The organism is Subtercola vilae (genome assembly GCF_004923255.1).
Classification (GTDB): domain Bacteria; phylum Actinomycetota; class Actinomycetes; order Actinomycetales; family Microbacteriaceae; genus Subtercola; species Subtercola vilae.
In genome coordinates this window covers 1-21,248 of record NZ_QYRT01000049.1, presented here as the reverse complement: position 1 = coordinate 21,248, position 21,248 = coordinate 1, and the positions used below count along the sequence as shown (strand labels likewise).

The 21,248-nt window shown below is 60.2% G+C and carries 19 protein-coding genes and 3 pseudogenes; 8 read left to right on the top strand and 14 right to left on the bottom strand.

The annotated features are described in order from the left end of the window. Window positions 1-234 precede the first annotated feature (234 nt). The 3 genes and pseudogenes from D4765_RS16975 to D4765_RS20265 form a co-directional block, all read right to left on the bottom strand. Complete coding sequence (locus D4765_RS16975; RefSeq protein ID WP_136643503.1) at window positions 235-870, bottom strand: plasmid pRiA4b ORF-3 family protein; 636 nt, start codon at window positions 868-870, stop codon at window positions 235-237. Next, a pseudogene (locus tag D4765_RS16970) lies at window positions 863-3,544 on the bottom strand (Tn3 family transposase); the annotation flags it as partial. The pseudogene D4765_RS16970 and the gene D4765_RS16975, both read right to left, overlap by 8 nt. A 15-nt stretch (window positions 3,545-3,559) precedes the next feature. After that, window positions 3,560-3,781, bottom strand: coding sequence for a DUF4158 domain-containing protein (locus D4765_RS20265; RefSeq protein ID WP_476718331.1), 222 nt, complete (start codon window positions 3,779-3,781; stop codon window positions 3,560-3,562). A gap of 138 nt (window positions 3,782-3,919) precedes the next feature. On the opposite strand from D4765_RS20265, the gene D4765_RS16965 reads away from it, so the two are divergent. The 4 genes from D4765_RS16965 to D4765_RS16945 all read left to right on the top strand — a co-directional run bounded on the left by D4765_RS16965 (window position 3,920) and on the right by D4765_RS16945 (window position 7,046). Continuing rightward, on the top strand, window positions 3,920-4,306 hold the full coding sequence (locus D4765_RS16965; protein ID WP_136643502.1) for a hypothetical protein: 387 nt from the start codon (window positions 3,920-3,922) through the stop codon (window positions 4,304-4,306). Continuing rightward, a complete protein-coding gene (locus D4765_RS20215; RefSeq protein WP_136643501.1) occupies window positions 4,306-5,019 on the top strand; it encodes an RES domain-containing protein in 714 nt (237 codons plus the stop codon). Before D4765_RS16965 ends, D4765_RS20215 begins: the two co-directional genes overlap by 1 nt. Window positions 5,020-5,355: 336 nt before the next feature. Next, entirely contained in the window at window positions 5,356-5,730 is a 375-nt protein-coding gene (locus D4765_RS16950; protein ID WP_136643500.1) for a hypothetical protein, read from the top strand. Window positions 5,731-5,732: 2 nt separating this feature from the next. Continuing rightward, window positions 5,733-7,046 carry a DUF6880 family protein gene (locus D4765_RS16945; RefSeq protein ID WP_338054646.1) on the top strand — a complete coding sequence of 438 codons (1,314 nt, stop codon included), beginning with the start codon at window positions 5,733-5,735 and terminating at the stop codon, window positions 7,044-7,046. 144 nt (window positions 7,047-7,190) lie between these two features. On the opposite strand, the gene D4765_RS16940 is transcribed toward D4765_RS16945, so the two are convergent. The 7 genes and pseudogenes from D4765_RS16940 to D4765_RS19820 form a co-directional block, all read right to left on the bottom strand. Continuing rightward, window positions 7,191-7,475 carry a type II toxin-antitoxin system RelE family toxin gene (locus D4765_RS16940; RefSeq protein ID WP_136643498.1) on the bottom strand — a complete coding sequence of 95 codons (285 nt, stop codon included), beginning with the start codon at window positions 7,473-7,475 and terminating at the stop codon, window positions 7,191-7,193. Next, window positions 7,472-7,855: a type II toxin-antitoxin system Phd/YefM family antitoxin gene (locus tag D4765_RS16935; RefSeq protein WP_272898635.1), complete on the bottom strand. Its 384-nt coding sequence runs from the start codon at window positions 7,853-7,855 to the stop codon at window positions 7,472-7,474. The genes D4765_RS16940 and D4765_RS16935 overlap by 4 nt, the downstream gene beginning before the upstream one ends. A gap of 275 nt (window positions 7,856-8,130) precedes the next feature. Continuing rightward, a complete protein-coding gene (locus D4765_RS16930) occupies window positions 8,131-8,856 on the bottom strand; it encodes an RES domain-containing protein (protein WP_136643497.1) in 726 nt (241 codons plus the stop codon). Then, window positions 8,853-9,254, bottom strand: a complete 402-nt coding sequence (locus D4765_RS16925) for a hypothetical protein (protein ID WP_136643496.1) — start codon at window positions 9,252-9,254, stop codon at window positions 8,853-8,855. The genes D4765_RS16930 and D4765_RS16925 overlap by 4 nt, the downstream gene beginning before the upstream one ends. A 653-nt stretch (window positions 9,255-9,907) precedes the next feature. Next, window positions 9,908-10,414, bottom strand: a pseudogene (locus D4765_RS16920) (transposase); the annotation flags it as partial. Window positions 10,415-10,453: 39 nt separating this feature from the next. Beyond that, entirely contained in the window at window positions 10,454-11,176 is a 723-nt protein-coding gene (locus tag D4765_RS19825) for an IS30 family transposase (RefSeq protein ID WP_237280520.1), read from the bottom strand. Window positions 11,177-11,370: 194 nt separating this feature from the next. Then, window positions 11,371-11,994, bottom strand: a pseudogene (locus D4765_RS19820) (helix-turn-helix domain-containing protein); the annotation flags it as partial. A 174-nt stretch (window positions 11,995-12,168) separates the two neighbouring features. Here D4765_RS19820 and D4765_RS16910 point away from each other — a divergent pair. The 4 genes from D4765_RS16910 to D4765_RS20210 all read left to right on the top strand — a co-directional run bounded on the left by D4765_RS16910 (window position 12,169) and on the right by D4765_RS20210 (window position 15,363). Continuing rightward, a complete protein-coding gene (locus tag D4765_RS16910) occupies window positions 12,169-12,816 on the top strand; it encodes a hypothetical protein (protein ID WP_136643495.1) in 648 nt (215 codons plus the stop codon). Further along, entirely contained in the window at window positions 12,794-13,903 is a 1,110-nt protein-coding gene (locus tag D4765_RS16905; RefSeq protein WP_136643494.1) for an XRE family transcriptional regulator, read from the top strand. Before D4765_RS16910 ends, D4765_RS16905 begins: the two co-directional genes overlap by 23 nt. Before the next feature lie 386 nt (window positions 13,904-14,289). Then, window positions 14,290-14,487 carry a hypothetical protein gene (locus D4765_RS16900; RefSeq protein WP_136643493.1) on the top strand — a complete coding sequence of 66 codons (198 nt, stop codon included), beginning with the start codon at window positions 14,290-14,292 and terminating at the stop codon, window positions 14,485-14,487. A gap of 624 nt (window positions 14,488-15,111) precedes the next feature. Further along, window positions 15,112-15,363, top strand: a complete 252-nt coding sequence (locus tag D4765_RS20210; RefSeq protein ID WP_136643504.1) for an IS3 family transposase — start codon at window positions 15,112-15,114, stop codon at window positions 15,361-15,363. Between the two features lie 665 nt (window positions 15,364-16,028). On the opposite strand, the gene D4765_RS16890 is transcribed toward D4765_RS20210, so the two are convergent. The 4 genes from D4765_RS16890 to D4765_RS16875 all read right to left on the bottom strand — a co-directional run. After that, entirely contained in the window at window positions 16,029-17,279 is a 1,251-nt protein-coding gene (locus tag D4765_RS16890; protein WP_136643492.1) for an IS256 family transposase, read from the bottom strand. A 230-nt stretch (window positions 17,280-17,509) separates the two neighbouring features. Then, window positions 17,510-18,451, bottom strand: a complete 942-nt coding sequence (locus D4765_RS16885) for a hypothetical protein (protein ID WP_136643491.1) — start codon at window positions 18,449-18,451, stop codon at window positions 17,510-17,512. A 33-nt stretch (window positions 18,452-18,484) separates the two neighbouring features. Then, window positions 18,485-19,936 (bottom strand): hypothetical protein, encoded by a 1,452-nt coding sequence (locus tag D4765_RS16880; RefSeq protein WP_136643490.1) that lies wholly within the window; start codon window positions 19,934-19,936, stop codon window positions 18,485-18,487. Window positions 19,937-20,168: 232 nt separating this feature from the next. Further along, window positions 20,169-21,248 (bottom strand): IS30 family transposase (locus D4765_RS16875; RefSeq protein ID WP_136643489.1); only part of this gene is annotated, 1,080 nt, incomplete at its 5' end.

The window sequence follows — 21,248 nt, the reverse complement described above, 5'->3', positions numbered from 1 at the left end:
TCAAAGGCGTGTTCCACGTGATCTTGAGAATATCAGTGTGAGACACATTGTTGAGACAGGGGGCGGCGCGGGAATCCGTGGAATGCTCGAGGCTGCGAGGTGGTGTCCGCTGTTCTCGTTTAAGGATCCATTGTTGAGATGAAGTGCGCTGCACAGAATCAATCGGTGTGCAGTGAATTGTGCAGGTACCGTGGAACGCCGCGCCACCTGCGTGACGTCGCCGGTCGGTTCTTGTTAGCCCCGTGGCCCGCGAGGGAATAGCTTTCGGAGCGTCCGGTTTGTGGCGTTTTTATCGAAGATGGCTGGATCGAAGGGATGGCCAGGGTTGCCGTGCATTTCGGTTACCCATTCAACCTGGTCGTGGTGGTTCTCGTGGGCAGGGTCGGCGATGGCGTGGAGGAGTTCTTCGTATCCGTCGATTCCGCCGCTGTCTTCCAACGGACACCGTCGTTCGCCGCGGATCACGGTAACGCTGTGGTCTGTGGACGTCTTGGGGAGTGTTTCGATGAGGATGATGCTGTGCAGCCACCGGTCGCCGAGATCGTACTCGTAGAACAGTGGCCTGCTTTGGGTCAACACCTCCCGAAGCGTGAAATCCTCCTCGGGGATTAGTCTCTCGTCGTCCTCCACGAGGTAGGCCGGACCCCATCGGCGGGGCTCGGGCTGTCCAGGCTTCCAACGAGTGTGAGGATCGAGGTCTTCGAAGTCGTGGAGGTGGCGGTCTTCCCAGCCCATCACGGCCTGCAACGCGGTGTGCACTTGGCTGAGGGTCAGGTCGGCGTCGATTTCGATCAGTCGCCAAATTTCGGGATTGCTGTCCACCAGATTTACGCGCACCCGGAACAGGGCCGGGCGGGGTTTTTCATTCATCTGGATCTCCCACTGCTTGCTGGTTGAGGTCGAGGCGCTGGTTCATGTCGAGCATGAACCGGCCGAAGAAGTTGATGTGCGTCCAGAACAGCGGGGTGAGCCCCCGTCGGTCCTCGGTGGTCAGGCTGTCGTTGAATTCTGGGGTCTCGAGCACGGTTTGCAGGAGCAGCGTGTTTAGATGGACGAGCGCTGATTGGAGCAGGTGCAGGGCGAGGACTGAGATTTCAACGGTTTCTCGGTCGGGCCCGGTGAGCTCGCCGTTCTTGGCGTAGAAGAACGCGTCGTTGCCGCTGTTCCAGTTCTCGACGACTTGGAGGCCACCGTGGATCTCTCGGCGCATGTCAGGGCTTGCCAGGTACTCGGCAGCGAAGATCGTTCGAACGGCGCGGCCGAGTTCTTCTAGCGCCTGATAGGTGGGATGTTTCGGGCCGCCGCGGGTGAAGCGACGCAGGATCGATTCCGCTTCCGCGGTACCAAGGCGAAGCGCGGTCGCATATTTGACCATTTGGTCGTATTGCTGGCTGATGAGTTCCCACCGGATCGGACGAGTCAGGACCGGCCCAAGCTCCCCGTAAACGGTGTCCTCGTCCGGGCGGTAGAGGCGGATCGAACCGATGTTCTTCAACCGGGGCATGAGTTTGAATCCGAGGAGCTCGGTGAATGCGAATCCGACGATCGATGCTCCGTGCGTGTCGGTGTAGTTGGCCTCGATATCGGCGTCCGTGCCGTGCCGGAGGAGGCCCTCGATCATCGCCGCAACTTCAGATGATGAGCAGTTCTTCAGTTGGCTGTAAATACAGGTGGCGCGGCGTTCGACGTGCCAGTAGATCATCACGCCGGGGCCGCGGTAACGGTTGTGCCACTCAGTCATCAGGTTCGATTCCCACGCCCCGAACTTCTTCGAATCCGACGCGCACGTCGTCCCCGATCCCCACCAGTGCGGGTTCCGTGCCTCCAGCGTGGCGTTGACGAGTTTGGTGATCGCCCGCCGCAAATTCTCCTGAGTTATGTAGTGCCGGCGAACGTGACGCAACTCCCGTTCGGTCTCGGAATGCCCGGCGCTATCAGCGATCGCTTTGATGCCCATGTTCGTTCCGAGCGCGAACAAACACATCAGCAACCGTCGCCGCACCGTATCCCTGTCGAGATTCTCCCGGGACGCGACGCTAACGAACTCGGAGAGAAAATCGGTCAGGAAGTCACACTCTTTCAACACGTCGAGCAGATCAATGGTGCCCCACCGCCGTTGCACTTCATCTTTCAACGCTTGCAGGTTCTTGGGCTCCGCCAACGGCTCCATCTTCGGCACGCGAATCCACGGGGCACTTGCCCTGGTTGTGATCATGACACCGCCAGCCGAGTCCCTCAATAGCCCGTGATCCAGGCCCGTCAGGGCCTGCGTCATCCGCTGCTTCAGGTCGGTCACGAAAACGGTCGGGTCCAACGGTTTACGCAGAGACTCGTAGTGCGATTCACGCATCGCGTCGAAGTTCATCGGCAGATCCTGCTCCGGATCGCACCACCGGGCGGCACCCTCGACGAACACTTCGCGACGTCGAATCGCGTCACGCAAGGCGACCAGAACACACAACTCGTAAGGGATCCGTTCCACTAGTCCGCGCTCGTCCCGAATCGCATCTAACCAGCTCTTGGGCACCACGCCAGCGATCGGAACCTCGTCCGTCTCTGCGTAGAACCGGACGCCCCCACTTGCGTCAGCATAAGAAGTCAGCAACGCCAGCGCTTGTAAAACCGGCTGATAGGCGTTGTTATTGCAGCGGAACCGTATCGACGACAGCAATGCGGGCAACATCCGACGATAGTGATTCGAGTACGAACCCCGCAACACTGTCCGCACCCGGTCGCGGAAGACAGCCTCGTTCGCTTTCGCCTCCCGAACCAGATCCCGCAGCGTGGCCTCACCAACAACGGGGAACAACGCCTCACGCACGGTAGCGTCCGGCGCCTCCAACGCCGCCTCCGCCACCTTGAACAGGATCGCTTCTTTGCCCCGAACCCGGCGCAAGTCCTCGGTCAGTTCCCGCTCCACCCGCCGCTCCGCGCGTGTGTTCACCTTCAATACCAACGCCAAAAGCAATTCCACAAGCCCGTCCGTGATCTCAGCCAACCGCTGATGACACAACGCCGCTAACAACGTCACCCGCACCGGTGCCGGCGACGACAACAAATCCGACGGATACGACCTCGCCGCGCGAGCACGCCATAGATCAACCACCCGCTCCGAGACCCCATCGAACAGACCCGTTGGCAGGGACAGATCCTGCACCGCCTGCAACTTATCGACTTCCTCAAGCAGCGTCTCCAACCCGACCGGCCCCGGATCCGCGCGCAACTGCGCAAGCACCCCACCCGACGTGCCATCAGCGATCAACCCCTCAAGCCGGTCACGCGGCACCTCGCCCACACGTTCCCACACATTCGCGCAAAACGACGACTCGAACGCCGCCCGGGCGGCCCCGATCAGCCTCGACACGCGCCCTGGCGGTTCGATCCTCTCCGACCGGACCCGATCCAGCAATGCCTCCCGGATCGCCGACTCACGATGCTCAAACGGGAAAACCTCCCCCGCCAGCCATGCCGAGAGCCGATCCTCGTCAGCCCTGGTGAATTCACGGAACCCGAACGCGTCACGAATCTGAGAACGATGACGGGTAGCCGTCCGCCCAGACTAGTCATACGAATGCAAAAGAGCACCATCAACGCTCACCTGCTCAGCGACATAGGACACCACACGAGCCGAGAAGACCGCAGCCGAATCCGGAAACCGAGACTCCAACTCGAAGAACTTCAAGCTCAGAGCAAAACCCAACCGCGTCGCGCCGGCCTTGTTCCCCAAGAGATCCGAATCCGTCCCGACGAGAGTCCAGTCCGCGACGACATCCCCATCCACGTCCGCCACATGCTCAACCCTACTTGTCGGGCTGGGACAGCTTCAGGAGTACCGGGCCATGTAGGAGCGGTATTTACAATGGGATCGATTATGTGATTTAGGGTGTGATCAGTGATGGTGTGGTGGTAATGTTCGAGTATGTCAGCGATCATCGCAACCACGGGACTAAAGGCGTACAACGACTCGATCCGGCGACCCGTCCCAGAGATCGTAAACGACCTGCGCACCGTTCTCGGAGCAAAGCTTGTCGCGTACATCGCCGGGGTAACAGAGACCCGAACAGTGCGTGAATGGGCCGAGGCATCTAGGCGTCCCGCGCCTACTGCGGAAGACCGCCTCCGGCTCACCCATCGAATTGTGACGCTGATCGGTCAAAGCGAAGGTGAGCGGGTCGTACCGACGTGGTTTCAGGGCATGAATCCTCAACTGAGTGACCGCTCGCCGGCGCGGGTTCTGCATGAGGACGACTTCGACGAAGCAGCTCCACGCGTCCTTGCCGCGGCAAACGCATTCGTCGGCGCCTGATGCCGGCACCAGAACTCAGCATCATCGAAGCCAACAGGGCATTAGTGTGGCGCGTCGGCCGCGCGCCAGACCCCTGGGCATGGATCGATCACCGATACGCCGGTCATCAACGCTGGGATGACATCGGCGGCGTGTTTCGCACCATCTACGTCGCCGACTCCCTTTACGCCTGCTTCGTTGAAGTTCTCGCCTACTCCAGACCCGACGTCCAGCCCGGTGGCATGGATCTCCTCGAAGGCATCGTTGAGGATCCTGAGGATGCAGCCGAGTACCCGGTTCCCAGAGCAGGTACGATCCCACGGGAATGGATCCACGGACGTATGGTCGCTGAGGCCACCCTTGCGGGCCGATACGTCGATGTCCGTACCGCCACCAGCGTTGCCACCCTCAGACCCCATTTCGTAAAACTCGCTCTGACGCTTGGCTTCCCTGACTTCGACGCCGCCGCACTCAAGAGCGCTGACCCCCGCGAGCTCACCCAACACATCGCCGCCCACCTCTACGCATTGACCGACGCTGACGGGCATGCGATCGTCGATGGGATTCGATTCGCTTCTAGGCATGGAGACAATTTGAGCATGTGGGCGATATTCGAGCGGTCCGATGACGGAGTCGTAAGCCAACACCTTGAGCAAGGGTCCGCGCGCCTGGTAGACCTCAATCACCCTGACCTCGCACGCGCCATGGATCTACACCAACTGACCTGGACCTAAACGCCTAATCGCAATCGACTGGAGCCTGATGCCGGACGGCTTGCGACAACAACCCAATCTTTCTAACCTCGCCCTACTCCTACTCCTACTCCTACTCCTACTCCTACTCCTACTCCTACTCCTGCTCCCGGTACGGCACGGTGACGAGGCTGAGAGGGGTCACCCACGTCACTTGGCTCTGCGTCTGACCTCGTCGTCTCTTAGCGAAAACCGCCACCGGCGAGCTATCGTCAATCATCTAAATTGGCGTAAACGCTTGAGGTACAAATACGCTGATAATGTATCTTATGTCAAGTAATTGATACTAAACGTATTTATCATGGTTATGCTAAGAGTATGTCAAAACCTCTGACAGAACTCCAGACCTCCCTCGCCGTAAACGCGTGGCAGCTGACGGATCGTCGCGCGTGGCTGCTTGCGCAGCTTGCTGAGCTTGACGTACTCCATCGGCAGGCGATCGCGCTTGCTGCTACGTACGGGGTTTCGCAGAAGAGTTTGGCCCGGTTGTGCGATGTTTCCGGGCCGCGGATCTCACAGATCGTATCGGACACGGATCTTCCGCCGGGGTCAATCGAAGAGTTCAACAGCGCCGTCATCGAGATGCTCGAACGGCGTCAGGATCCGGTGCGCGATGGTGCTCCGGGAGACACGATTGCGTGGGATCGGAAGTTCGCGATCAGCCGCGGGTACGATCCGGAGCTCGGTTCGTGACGATGAACGGTCCGGCATCGGAGGGGCACTCGGATCGCTCTGCTGAGAGCGTTTTGCGGGAACAGGTTTTGCCGCTGTTTCGCACGCGCGCGGAACTCTACCGTTGGCCGGCGGTGCGCGAGTATGGGCAGAACGCTGCGGCCGGAGTCGACCTGTTGCGGGAGTTCGCAGCGTCTGACGGGGCGGCGTTGGTGTTGCCGTACGTGCAGAAAGCGATCGCATCCACGGTGCGAGTGGTTCTGCGGGCAGATGATTCGACCGGTGTTATTGGCGATGTCGCTCGGAGCCTGCTCAGGCTGCATGCTGAACTGGCAGGTCAGGCACCGCCGCCGGTAGTGAAGCTTGTGAAATGGCTGATCGGGTTCCAATTCGATGGCGTGCAAGATTTCTTCGACATCGACATTGTCGCCTACCTCCCCGCTCTCGGACCTGTCGGGCTCTCGAAGTACCGTGCCCAACTCGACGCGATCGGAGCCTCCCTGCTGCCGGAACCTGCCCCGGAGGTGGAGCGGCTACTGTCCCGGAACCAGTTCGAGCAGCCAGAACCGCACCTGCCGATGGTGAACGACCGGCACGCCCGATTCCTCCTGCAGTACAACCGGAAACGGCTCGCGGTCGCAGACCATGACCGGGCGGGCATTATTCGGGAGTACGGCGGCGACCAGGCCATGGCCTATCGGCTGCACGACGCAGCAAAAGCACTCATGGAGATCGGCGACACCGACGGTGCGATCGACTACTCCCTGAAAGCAGCCGGGTTACCACCCGGGCATCAAGCACAAAACGCAGCCCACTACTGGTGCGAACTCCTCACCGCCGAGCACCCAGACCAGGTCGAAGCTGCCCGGCAATGGACATTCACCAGGTGGCCGAACTCCACGAACGCGGCCAAGCTACGGCAGGTCAGCACCGACTGGCCACGCACCGAACCGGCCGTACTGACCGCATTGGAAGCAAACCCCAGAGACCTAATCCTCTTCCTTTTACTCACCCTGAACGATCCCGTCCGGGCGTGGGCCGCCGCCGCCCGGCTACAACCCGACGACGGAGATCTGTGGGCCCGGCTGGTGGATGCCTATCAGCAGATCGACCCGGCCGCGGTACTCCCAGTGCTCAGACGCCTGATCGACGGGGACCTCGAAGTCGCGGACGCCGCTAACTACCGATCCGCTGTTCAACGGCTCCGGCAATACCGAACCATCAGCGCCGGTGTCGGCCAGACCGATGCGGCACGCGAATACACGACGCTGCTGCGGGAGCAGAACCGGAACCGGCCTCGGTTCCTCAAGGAACTCGGCAAAGCCAACTTTCTCTAGCCCAGCTCGCGAATTGCCGGAGCCAAACTGGGCGCTGGAACAATCAGACGACGGCCACTCCCCCACCTTTGGTAACTACACCCGATTTTCTTCTCGGCAATTGCGGCGGTCTGACCCTCCCGGATGACACCCTCTCGATGCTCTCTATCTGGAGCGGTAAACATCCGCGCGGTGATCGACGTGTACAACGATGATGACGAGCCGTTCTTCAACGATGTCGTAGATGATCCGATACGGCCCACGGCGGGCACCCCACAGCCCCTCAAGTTCGCGCTGCAACGGTTTGCCCACTCGCCGCGGATACCGGGCCAGATCGCCATAGACGAACTCGATGATCGCCGGCACAATCCGAGGCGGAACAGCGCGCAGATCCCGGCGAGCAGTCCCAGCAAACTCGACCTCGTACCCGTCGTCGTCAGCCGAGCTCACTTGGCGATGCGACGCGGAACGTTGAATTCAGCGCGAATCTCGTCCTCGCTAACCGTCCGACCCTCGGCCAGCTCCCGTCGAGCGTCGGCCACATCATTTATAGTTCCGGGTCGAGAGAGCCAGAACAACGTCTCCTGCAACGATTCCCATTCGTCGGCGCCAATCAGCACCGCTGCCGGCGACCCATTCTTGGTGATAGTCACCTGTTCATGAGTGAGCGACACCGCGTCGACGAACTCGTTGAGCCTATCCTTGACCTTAGAAATTGGTAGCGTTTGCATACCGCCATAGTAGGCCCTAATTCGGGCTCTATCAAGGCTCTTATCGAAGCCGATACTGAATATTATGACAAGAGCCTGGTCAAAGAGGCCCGGAACCATGCGGATCTCAACACTATGGCACTGATATTGTGGCGCGCCGCTCAGGCGGAAAAGAAGCTCTGAGCGACACCGAAATGCCCGGCTTTAGCTCGCGATTTTTGCCTCTGATGCAAAATTCAACTTGCCCAGCGACCAGCAACGCTTGCTCGAATGACGCACCCGAAAACCGTACTCCTCCCCCGTTTGGCGCAAGCCCACTTAGCCGGGGTTTTCTCAGCTACGCCAGGAACCGCCCGGTTAGCCGTGCGGCCGTTGAATTTTACGCCACAGCGTTTCTAGTCTGCCCAGGACAAGCCGTGGAGATCGAACGCCTCGAGCAGCTCGGGCATGTCATCGGCAACGGATGTCGGTGCTTCTCCTGGATAGAGGTGACTACTGTGCGTGTCGTCCTTTGATCGTTCGAAGACGGCCCACATCTTTATCTCGTCACCGTATCGGGAACGGAACTCGATGCCGTCGACGAGCTCGCCGCCCTGATCGGCGCGGAGGTCGTAGATCCACCTCGCGAGCGAGCGTGTCAGCGTCCGGTTCCGGGCGCCTTTGAGAAGGGCTGCGTCAACGTCGGCTGGTGAGATGTGGTGCGTATCAAATGGGTATTCGGATTGTAGGGCTCCGAGGCTTCGAGAGTGCGTGATGAAGCAGTATCGGCCGTCCTGCGAAGCGGTTGCATATACCCGGTTTGCCAGCCAACTGTGTCCCACGGTTCCGGTCAGCGCATCCGGATAGGTGGCGAGGGTCCCGTCATCGTCCTCGATGTCGTCGAGCGCGGACAGGGTTGTGGCGCTTGGCCGAAACCGCGCCAGTAGCTCAAGAAAGCAGCCCAGCAACGAGTTCGCTGTGTAGAGCGTGCGGAATTCGCCTTGCTGGTCATCCCACCGCCCGTCGAAGAGCCCAGAGTCTGTCGCGTACGCCCATGGCGTCCAGGCCCACATGTCGGGTTCGAAGCCGACCCGCCAGACAGCGCCCGGGTTGCTGGTGGTCTCCAATTCCGGCTGCGTCATCCGATGTAAGCGAACGACTTCGCGGCCGCGAGCACGTCGCTGGCAACAGCGAGCGGATCACCGGTGGCGAGCAGCTGCGCGGGAGATGCGTCATCTAGGGACGGGTTCATTCCCTTGAACCACGATTGCACCGTCGCTGCGTCGTAACGCTCTCGCAAAAGCGCGGCCGCGTGAAAGGCATGCTGCAACCGCTCCCGCTCAATCTCGCCAGGCTTAGCCTGACCCGCAGCCCATTCAGAGACCGGCCGTGTTGATTTCACTCCTCCGATGTATGCCACCAGACGCACCCCGAGGATTTCGCGCAACCGCGACACTAGGTCGCTAAACGGAAGTCCTACCGAGTCTTCCCATGCTCGCAGCCCTGGTTTCTGATCTGAAACAACCGATGCCTTCGCCATGACCTCAGCATAACAAAACGCAGAGTAAAACGCAGCCAAAACCAGCAGGCATAAGCGTTGGGGGCCCATCTGCGACTAGTCTTAGTGTCCGGTGTTGGGGCGTAGCGCTCCGATTTTTAAGGTCGTAAAATAAGCTCAACGAGAATGTCGCTATTGTGTCGCTCAAGTCATCGGCAAGTGATGATCATGAAGACGTGTCGCTGGCGGCGGTACTGATTCGCCTTCCCTCCGCGGCGAAATGAATCAGAAGATCCGTGTCATTCCGGGCATGATCTGTATTTTACTTGTCGTAACGTTCATTAACGGTGCAAATTTGCTCAGGTGCTGGACCTGGTGATGCGTTACCCTCCATGAGTTTTTATCCCAAGTGCGGCGGTGAAGGCCATCCGCGAAGCTGGCTCGCGCGGAAGAACAAAGCGAAGTTTGAGTCATTCACGTTTCCGTGGTCCGACACGCTGCCGGCAATTCCCGGCAGCGTGCCGTCGTCGCCGCCCGGCGTTAGCTCTCCTCCCGCACGGCCGGGCCGGAGGAAGTCCTGCGTCCGTTTCAGGCCCGAGTGGTTCTCGGGCACGATTTGACGCTAAAGCCACGTCGCTTGCTGGGAAGATGAAGCTTCTTCGTTCGTATGTGCGGTGGTAAGGAGCTCCCTGCGTTTAGCATGCAACATGGGGTCTGCTGCACGGATAGGTGACACTTTCTAGTCGCGCTGCGATTGCGGCTGACGTGTTCATGATGGTCTCGTATTCGATGGGCGTCAAACGGCCCAGCCCGGCCTGGCGGCGTCGGCGGTGATAGGTGCGTTCGATCCAGGTCACGATCGCGATGCGCAGCTGATCCCGGGTAGTCCAAGACCGGCGGTCGAGGACGTTTTTCTGCAGCAGGCTGAAGAAGCTCTCCATCGCCGCGTTATCACCGCAAGACACTACCCGTCCCATGGATCCGACCATCCGGTGAGAGGCCAAAGCACGGAGGAACTTCCGGCTTCGAAATTGCGAGCCTCGGTCGCTGTGGACCACGCAGCCGGCAACGCCACCGCGCATCGCGACGGCGTTATTCAGCGCGTTCACGGCCAACGCCGACTTCATTCGCGAGTCGATCGAGTACCCGACGATCTTGTTCCCGAACACGTCTTTGATAGCGCAGAGATACAGTTTGCCCTCACCGGCTTGGATCCCAGCTATCGTCGCAACACTGCTTGGTTAGCTGGCTTCTAGTAAAGCATGGAGGCGTTCGGCCGGGGTGTCCCAGTCCAATGATTTTCGTGGTCGTGAGTTGAGCTCCGTGGCCACTCGTTGGAGCTCCTCGGGAGCGTGTCTGGAGAGGTCTGTTCCTTTCGGGAAATACTGCCGCAGTAGCCCGTTCGTGTTCTCATTGCTTCCGCGCTGCCAGGGGCTCGCGGGATCGCAGAAATACACGTCCATCTCAGTTGCGACACGGAAAGCGACGTGCTCGGACATCTCGGAGCCTTGATCCCAGGTCAACGACCGCCGCAACGCGATGGGGAGCTGGCTTACCGTCTTCACGAGGCCATCACGCACAGTTTCGGCGGTGTGGTCGTGGGGAAGGTGAACGAGGCTGACGAAGCGGCTGGAGCGCTCGACCAGGGTTCCGATCGCTGACCGACTCATCGTTCCGATGATGAGATCCCCTTCCCAATGCCCGGGGATCGCGCGGTCGTCGGCTTCCGTGGGCCGTTGGCGATGGGCACCATCGTGTCGACGAACCGGCTCGTTCGTTGCGCGGGATCGCGGTTCGGTTTTCGTGCTGTCCGTCCGCGCCGCATCGCGGCTGCGATCTCTCGTTTCAGTGCGCCGCGACCCTGAATATAGATCGCCTGGTAGATCGTCTCGGTACTCACCCGCATCCTTTGATCGTCGGGGAAGTCTTTCACCAACCGATTGCTGATCTGCTCCGGTGACCACCTTTTCCGAAGCTTCACGGCAACATAGGTACGCAAACGGCCCGGCGATTCCAGCTTGCGGCTGCGCAGGCGTGGCCGCCGTGCCGCTGCGAGCCGGTGCGCTGCGTAGGGAAGATAGCCGACCGTTGTGGTGGTGTTCCGTGTCAGCTCTCTGCTGACGGTGGAGGGGCTACGTCCGATCGAGCGCCCGATCGCTCTGATCGATTCGCCGCCGCTTCGGAGGTCATGGATTCGTTCGCGCTCGACGAGGCTCAAGTAGCGGGCATCGACGAGCGCTTCGAGGCGTACCAGATCAACTAGCAGCCCTCGCGTGTAGGTCGTACGGGGGTTCTTCACATTCGCCAGTATCCCGGCTTGCCGGTAGCGGATCACGCGACCGTCGGGGTACACCCGGCCGCCCGTGATCTGCTTGATGCCCTTGTCCCAGTCGGCCGCTGAACGACTATCGACACCCACCTGTTTGGCTGCGGCAGCACGACTGGCACCATCAGCACGTAGACGCACGAATTGCGCTCGTTGAGCACGGGTGTCTTTGCCCGTGAAAATACCCGCCTGATGCGCCCACTTGTAGCACGTGACCCGCACGAACCCGAGCTCTTTCGCGACCTTCGACACGTTGCCCGTGAGCTTCAGCCGGCGGAAGAACTCGGTCTTCTCATCATCGGTGTACGACCGGCTCTTCGCCCGTGGAGTTGAGATATTCGCCTCGTGCCGCCACCGATAGCACGAGTCCACGCTCACACCGAGTTCCGCCGCGACAGCACGAATCGTGCCCCCACGATCCAGCCGACGAAAAAACTCCTCCCGCGCCTTCGCCATGTACTGCACATTCTCTAAACCCCTCGGTCGACCGACCACAGTTCAACACCCTCACGATCAGAGTGTTGCGACGATGGCTGGGATCCAAGGTAGGGTTACGAGCCATATGCGAATCCAGGCACGGAATCGATGATGCAGTAGAAAAGTAACAATAACTGCGATATTATCGCAAGCATGGATACTTTAACCGCTGCCGAGATCGCGCGAATGTTTCAGCCGGTCGCGACCGCTTTGCACGCCTTCATGCCTAAGGGCGTTAGCTTGGCCGCGGACATGATGAAAGCCGGCGGACTCGACCGACAGGTCTACCGGACCCAGTACATGCACAACATCGTGGCCTGCACGCACAGCCTGCTGACGACCGCGGAGCTGGGCGATTGGGTCTTGGACCCACGGGCGAACAAGAAGCAGTTGCACATATCTCGGGATCTCTGGACGGCCCGGATGCTGTCGGCCGCTTTCGACGGGGCGGTCCCCCTTGCTGGTCCCAATGGTGCGCGTCAGGGTTTTTACTCGAATCTGCCGGTTGTCAGCCCGCAGGGGCAGCAGGCCTTCCACGATCAGCACGGTTTTCTGATTGTGTGGAACCTAGATGGCCGTTCGGGTGAGATCGGGCTTGAACTCGTCCACACCCTGATGCCGTGGAAGACGGGACAGGCTGAGCAGATCGATCTCCGGATGCCGCTTTTGCCCGGTGAGGCCGACTTGGCAACCCTTCGGTTCGTTCCAAACAATGACGACGACCTCGACGGCCTCGGCCTGATCGACTCCCGCGGGCGTTTTCAGCGTGGGGTGCGCAATGATTCTCTCGCTTCGTCCTGAGAGGATCTTGGCGGTTCGTGATCTTCTTGGGGAAACCCTTCAGAACCTCGCTTCGTCCGCTGGGATCAGCCAGAGCTACCTGTCAGAAATCGCCGCTGGGACGCGTCCGTTCACGATCGAACACGCCGAGAAGATCGCGGCGGCCACAGGGTTTCCGATCGAGTTTTTCCACGTCGATGCGCCCGCTATCGGCGACACGACACTTCAGTTCCGGAAGCTGAAGTCGTCCAAGGCGAAAACTACCCGCAAAGCGGTGCAGTACTTCCGCGAGGCGTCTCGGATGGTCCAGGCCGTCGCGCCCGCCAGTGGCTTGAAGACGGCGTCTCTGCCGTACGTGAACGAGCCAAGCGGCGGAGTCCTCGATGAGAACGAGATCGAACACGTCGCCAACGCCGTCCGGACGCTGATGCAGTTGGGGCCGGCTGACCCAGTCCCGAACGCGACTCGCGCGATCGAGCGCTTGGGCATTGTGGTGATACCCGTTCTCCTCGATCCCACCGATGAGGTGCGAGTCGTCGAGGAGGGCCACTTCGGGATTTCGCACGGCGACGATCACGGCGTGCCTCTGGTCGGCTACTTCCCAGGCTCATCCCCCGATCGAGACCGCTTCACCCTCGGCCACGAATTAGGGCACATTCTTCTTCACTCCCACCGCTCCTCGGAGGATCCGGAGCGCGAAGCAAACCGGTTTGCCGGCGCCCTCCTGATGCCCAAGGCCGCGGCGCGAAGCGAGTTGCATTCGCAGATCACGTTGAGCCAACTCGCACGAGTGAAAGCTCAGTTCGGCATTTCGATCCAAGCGTTGATCATGCGTGCCGCGGCGCTCCACATTATCGATCAGCAGCGGCAACGCTCACTGTTCGTTCAGCTCAGTGCGCGCGGATGGCGACAGAATGAGCCAGTCGAGGTTCAACCCGAGCATCCGATCCTGATGCGGCGCCTGCTTGAATTAAGCCTCCCTGACGACCCTTCTAGCCGAGAAATCGAAAAAGCTACGGGGCTTCCGCGCGCCTACGTTCGCGCGATCGCGCCATCCCCGCCTCGGCGCACCGAAGGAACAGGCAGGCTCTCTCCCTTACGTGCGTAGCGCACCAACATCCGCGACGGCGACCGCCAGACAGTCGATTGCCAGCGCATACGGGCCGAAACGCTTTAGATGCGCCTCGAATCCTTAGTGCCTCGTAACCCATGGGTTACGAGGCGTCTCGTCGGACGGGTCGAACGTGGCTCAAAATAGCTTTATCGAGCGTGAAACGGTGGATTGTTGCGTCAGCTGGGATGCCGCCTTACGTGACTGCGGCCGGAGTATGAGTCAGCTCACGAAACGGGATAAAGGACGCGGCGGGTTCGAGCAGTCATCGCGGCCGCGGCTGCCCCGATACTGGCACTGAGAGCCAAGTGTCCATGAATCGATCGTTGCTCATCCCTCGGACAGCTCTCGCGAGCTGAACTGAGCCAGAGAATGGAAGCGCAATGACCGGCGACGCCTATCCGACGACATGGCTCTTCAACCTCGACGAACGCAGCGTTCGTATGTCCCTCCTCCCCACGGCCCCGGGGGAACCAGCAATCATGGCCACGCCCGCCTCGATCCGGACCATGCTTTTCGGCTTCGCGAGATCCCCGGCGACGCCGAATGATGTCGGATCTTTGCTCGAGGTGCTGGTATAGGTTGCAGTGCGATGCTGGAAGTTCCGTGGTAGCCAGAATGGAGGAAGTAGCGTGACAGCTAGTCATATTCCGATGCTTATTGGTGGAATAGTGGGGCTCTTATTCAGCGTCTCGTGCTTGATATTTCCTAAGCGGATCGCTGAATGGCGACGAAAGCTGTCGGCCGCGTTCCTTACGAGCCGAGATTCCGTTTTTTCCAAAAAAAATAATCCGGGTCCCATCGTGGCCGTCGGAATCGGTGGGGTCATCCTCGCCGCCTCGCTCATCTTCCGAGCGCTAGGGTAGGGGAACGCGGTGGCACAGGCAGACCCCATCACTCTCGCAGCCGCAGTCGCTCTCGGTGTCGTGGCCATTGGTATGGGGGTAGTCGTGCTGATCTTCAGGAGACGGGTGGCGGAAAGATTCGTTCGACTTTCACGACTTCACGACCCCAAGGTTTCACCGGGCGACTTGGGCCCGACACCGCGGGGCCTGACGAAGATTGTCATAGCCTTCGGGATCGCAGCGGTTCTAGTCGGTATATTGATTTTTGCTATCCTGGTGGGGTCAGGGTTACTGCTTCCTGCCGTATTCATGAAAACCCGCTGACCAGCATTAGAACTCACCCGACGCCACGGGGTCAGTATTCACCAATCGTCGACACCTGTATCAGCGTGTCAGCTGAAAGACGATCTGCTGATTCCCGAAGTGGCCCGGTTGCACGCGGAGAACTATGGCGTCTACGGGCGACGGAAGATGCATGCGCTGCTGCGCCGGCAGGGTTGGGATATCGGCCGGGACCAGACCGAACGGATGATGCGACTCGCAGGGGTGCGCGGTGTCAGACGGTCGAAGCGAGTGTTTACGACGAAATCCGACCCCGCCGCCCCTCGGTGAGTATTTGCTCGCTTGGGAGCCACCCAATATTGTGCTCGGGGGCCACAGATATTCTCGTTGAGCGCCACCGAATATTCCAGCTCGGAGCCACCCCTGGAGGGTCCCTCCGGCCAGCGACTTTCAGCGTTCTCGTCGTCGTGCTCGCGTCGACTGAAGATCGACACTGCCAAGGGCAAGCGCAGGCAACGCCTGCGTGCGGCAGCTCTTACCCGGCCCTCGTGCAGACGCCGCCCGTCAGCCGTGCACGCGATGCCCCGACCGCGAACCGGCGCACAAGAAACTGGCCGCTAAGCCTGCAAAGCTCTCCCTGATTGCTGTGGCCCCCGACGGCAATACTGCTGGCCCCCACAGCCGCGAATATTCAAGCGGAAGTCAGGCGAGAGAGATACCGCGCCAAAAACTCACAATCAAGTGCCTGCGGCCCTATCGTGTCATTTATGCCGAATCGTGGGCTGACCCCGTTAAACGCGATAAAGGCCGACGCGGAAGGCTGAGGAGCGTCAATATCGTTTTCGGTATAACTAATTTTCAACCGATATCACTCTGATACTGAAATGAAAGCGTCCAACTTAACTGTCGGCGTGCCGCTGAAACTACGCTGCCGTGGCGGTAATGGCGGTCAAGTCCCGCGGAGTGGTGTAGCTGGTTTTCCTTCGATGTGAGGGTTAGGCGCTGAGGGCGAGTGCTGGTTCGGTCACCTCATTTTCGTTTTCGGTGTTGGGGAGGAGGGTGAGTCTGGACTTGGCGAGGATGTCGATGCCGAGGTAGCGGCGTCCTTCGGCCCATTCGTCGGTCTGCTCGGCGAGGACAGCGCCGACGAGGCGGGTGATCGCGTCTCGGTTGGGGAAGATCCCGACGCTGTCGGTTCGGCGCCGGATTTCACGATTCAGGCGCTCGTTGGGGTTGTTGGACCAGATCTGTTGCCAGAGCCCGTCGGGAAAGGTCGTGAACGCGAGGATGTCTGCTCGGGCGGTGTCGAGGTGCTCGAACGCTGCGGGGAGTTTGTCTTCGACGTAGTCCAGGAGCCGGTCGAACTGGGCGTGCACACTGCCTTCGTCGGGTTGGTCGTACACGGAGTGCAGCATCGCTTTTACTGCCGGCCACATGCTCTTCGGGCACACACTCATCAGGTTCGCGGCGTAATGGGTGCGGCAGCGTTGCCATGCTGCGCCGGGCAGGTTCGCGGCGATCGCCGCGACCAGACCCTGGTGCGCGTCGGAAGTAACAAGCCGCACTCCGGTCAGGCCGCGGGCGACGAGGTCAGCGAAGAAGCTGTTCCACGCAGCCCCGGTCTCTGAGGTTGCGACGCGAAGGCCGAGGACCTCGCGGCGGCCGTCAGCGTTGACACCGGTTGCGACGAGCACGACGGCGTTGATGACCCGGCCGCCTTCACGGACTTTAATGGTCAGCGCGTCGGCGGCGACGAACGTGAACGGGCCCGCATCGCCGAGGGGGCGGTGCCGGAACTGGGCGACGTGCTCGTCGAGCTCGGCTGCCATCCGGGATACCTGCGATTTTGACAAGCTGTGGATCCCGAGAGTTTTCACGAGTTTGTCCATCCGGCGGGTGGACACCCCGGCGAGGTAGCAGTCCGCGATCACGGTGATCATCGCCGCCTCAGCGCGTTTGCGGCGTTCGAGCAACCATTCCGGGAAGTACGTGCCCTGCCGAAGCTTCGGGACAGCAACATCGATGGTGCCGACCCTGGTATCGAGGTCGCGGTGGCGGTACCCGTTGCGCTGAGCCGTGCGGTCAGGTGAGGGCTTGCCCCACTCCGCACCAACAACCGCGTCAGCATCGGCGGAAAGGAGGGCGTTGATCATGGTTTGCAGCAGGCTGCGCAGTAAATCCGGGGACGCGTCGCCGAGGGCTTCGCTGAGAAGGCCAGCAGGGTCGACAATATGTGGAGCGGTCATCGTGATGATGCCTTTCGAGTGGAGGTAAGAGACTTCTCGAAGGATCACACGGTGACCGCGCTTTCGTCGCGAACGACAAGCCGGGCCACCGGGCTACACCACTCTATGGGGCACTACTGTAATGGCTTGGCTTTACCCCACTCCCTAGCGTTTCGATTTGACCGTAGCTGATGCCGCCGGGCGCATAGTTTCTACCGAAGATTTAGGCCATGAAGACGAGCGTCCCTTGGTCAGTTGTGCCGGTAGTTGTAGACCGCGAGTCGGAGCCTCTCGAACCAGTGAGCCGAGTGGATGATTCGGTCAAACTCACCCTCGCGTGACGCAAGGAGCTGTGACCGCGACAACTGGCTCAGGCTCTCCCATTCGCCATATAAAAGGTAGAGCGCGTTCCCAACACGGGGGTTTTCGAATGCCACGAAGTCGTCACCAAACATGTAGCCGATGTAGCGCTGAAGACCTGATGCTCCGACCAGCCGCTTCTCGGGAGTGAGTGATTGGACTTTCTGGAGACGATCAATCATGATGTCGACTTCCTGCGGCGGAGCAGACCCACCAAACTTTTTTACAACTGCCTCACGCATCTCCTCGACTGTGCCATCGGGTAGGAAGTCCCAGCTCACGCTCTGGTCAGGGACCTGCGGGACACCTAACTCGTCCAGGCTGTAGGCGGTTGCCGACCCGAACCACGTCCGTGCAAGCGAAGCGGCGTAGAGGTACGCCCTCTCGGCGCTCTCGTCATACGGAGCTTGGAGAGTGAGCAGCACGGTGCCGACCACTGAGTCCCTGGGTTCGTCGCGGCGGGTGACAGCTGCCTCGATCTGCTGGCCGTACAATCGTTGCCGCTGGAAAACCTCCTTATGGAAGCTGACGGAGTGCGTCCCGCCGCCCTGAAAGTTAGGGGCCGCAATCGTCCAGGAGCGATAAATCTTTGGCAGGTCTCGCCGAACAATCTCGCGACCGTTGACGTTCCATCTTGACCACCGACCGGTCGGCGCTGGCGGGAGTCCAATCCATTCGTCGTCACCGATCTCTTCGAGTTCAAGGCGCTGGGTCCAGTCGCTTAGAAGCTGGTCAGAGAAGTTGCGCACTGCGCCGAAAACGACCTGCGCTTCGCCGAGGCTGTCGATCTCGGCTTTCAGCTCTTCGGGCAGGGATCTGAATCCTGAACTCATTGTTGAACCTTCGATTCTTTGACGTTAATCGTGTTACTTCAGCTTGGAGGCTGAGTCTTTGTTGGTTGTGCGGGCGTCCACGTAGACAATCTCTAGGGTCCACCCCGAGTCCTCGCGCAGCTTACGAATGGTGTCTTCGATTGGTTGTAGTCGTTCCGGAGAGAAATCCTTGTCGGTGTATCCCACGCAGAGGTAGATCCCGACCGAGGTGCGCTCGGTGGTCATGTATTGGGGTAACTGCTTTGATGCCCCGGTGAAAAAGTGGGTGCTCGGGATGAGCTTGACTTCGAGAAGCGCTCGCTTCTGCCACCCCTGAGAGAATTTGAAATCGACTGGGCCTCGACCGAGATTGCTCTCACGGGTAAGGTCGACATCGGCTGTTCGGCAGTGTGCTGCGAAGAGCATCGCTGCGATGGCTTGAACGATTTTCTCCGGTCGATACTTACGCATGCCGTCGTCCCAAAGGGCCTTCCAGAGGTCTGTCTCCTCAACAGCGTGCTGGAACTCCTTTGCCAGTTCAATCACCCACGTGGCGAATTTCGACTCGTCATCGAGCTTTGCCACTGGCTCCTGCTTGGAAGCCGCTTCGCGCCCGATCTCGGCCCACCCGACGAGAAGCTTTGGATCAGCCTCGATGTCGTACGGCTCCCTGTCAGTCTCGGACACCACGTTGAGATAGTCCATAACGAGGTCAGGATGCTTCCACGCGGCCTTATACGCCGCTTCCTTACGTTCTTCCTTAGTGAGGGCGACGTTCAGCTCATAGTTGAGTTCCTGCCGCAGGTCGTCACCGACGCCTGTATCGGCCCATGTCCAGAAGGAATCTGGTGTGACGACGGGGATATCTTTCAAGAACCGCGAGGGTACGAGAAGCACGCCCTCCTCAGTCACGGGGCTTTTGGGCAGACGGATGCGCAGGTGGTCCCAACGACCATTTTTCCGGTTCCAGCGTGCAGCGCGAACGGGTACCTCCTGGATTACAAGCTCGTGGTGAGTTGCCACGGATTGGGTGTAATCAATGAACTTTGCCTTTAGGAGATCGCAGAAAATATCGCTGATGCGATCGACTCCGAGCCCTTCGCAGAACAGTGTGAAAGCTTGTAAATGTTGCACCTGGGTCACGCCGTGCTGAGACAGGAGACTCAGAGCAGCGGCCATTTTTTCGGCGTATTTGAAGCCCGCGCCAGACCCTTTCGGGTGGCCCATCGAGAGTCCAAGTGCGAACTCACTTGGTTCGGGGAACCTCAACATTCGGACCGCCTTGAGGTAGTGCGGTGAAGTCACGTCGCCACCGGAGGCGTCCACGAAGCTGAGGGCGAGACTGAAAAAATCAATAACTGTCTGCCGAGTCTCTGCCCAGTAGGGGTCGTCGTCCTCGAAGACGAGGAACGGATCGACGTAGAGCGGGGTGTCAGTGCTCAGTTCGCAGTCGAACCAGTCGTCATCATCGCCTCGCTCGACGGCGAAGTGGTCTGTGAACCGCATCCGGCGCCTCCTTGTTCCACAACATATCGTTAGGGCAACGAGCGTCGGGGAGGCTCGCACTCCATACATTGGCAGAACGGGGCCTGACGAGCGAGGAAGGGTCTCGTACTAATTCGGCCTTTAGTGGGGTCAGCTCACGAAACGGAATAAATGACACGGGAGGTTCAAGCGGTCAACGCACCTGTGAGTTGTTCAAGTCTTTCAGTCGGGGTCTCGTATCCGTACGGCGGTCTCAGCTGGTCGTCGCAACAGGTGGTTCTGGTGGGTTCGAGAGTAGCTTCTCGAGAGCGGTGGCGGGCGTGATTCCGTCGAGGGTTTTCCTGGGTCGCTGGTTGAGTTCGGTGGCGACCTCGAGGAGGCGTTCTGTGCTGTGGGCGTTGAGGTTGGTGCCCTTCGGGAAGTACTGCCTCAGCAGACCGTTCGTATTCTCGTTGGATCCGCGTTGCCACGGTGAGTGCGGGTCGCAGAAGTAGATCGCCATGTCGGTGGCAAGGGTTACTTCGCGGTGTCGGGCCATCTCGGTTCCCTGGTCCCAGGTCAACGATCGGCGCAGGTGTGTCGGCAGAGTCGCGATCGTGGTGACGAGGCCGTCGCGGACATTCTCGGCGCTGTGGCCATGGGGTAGGTGGACGAGTATCACGTAGCGGGTTGTTCGCTCGACGAGCGTTCCGATCGCCGATCCTGACGCTGACCCGATGATGAGGTCCCCTTCCCAATGCCCGGGAATAGCTCGGTCAGCGGCTTCGGCGGGGCGTTCGCTGATCAGGATCTTGTCGCGAATCTTTCCCTTCGCGTTGAAGCGTTGACCTCGCGGGCGTCGGGCGGCACGCCCGGTGCGGAGGTGTTTGTACAGGTCAGCGCGCAAGTGCCCGCGGCCCTGAACGAACAGGGTCTGATAGATCGTCTCGTGAGTCACCTGCATCTCCGGCCGGTTAGGGAACGATCGGGCGAGGTCATCGCTGATCTGTTCGGGACTCCAATTCTTCACCAGCCGCTCTTCAACCGCAGCCGCCAGTACCGGATCATCAAGCCGCCACGGCTTCGGCCGGCGAGCCCGCTCATCACAACGGCTTTGCGCTGCATAGGGCCGGTAGGCGCCCGTGTTCGGGCGACTATTTCGGCGCAGCTCCCGTGAGATCGTCGACGGTGACCGGCCCAGCTCACGAGCGATCTCCCGAACGCCACTGTTGATGCCAACTGAAGATAGGGCCAGTTCTGCTAACTGAATATAGGGCCACCAACCACTATGGAAGGTGATCACTTTGGATGATTGGGCAGAGATTCGTCGGTTGCATGCGGCTGGCGGGCATTC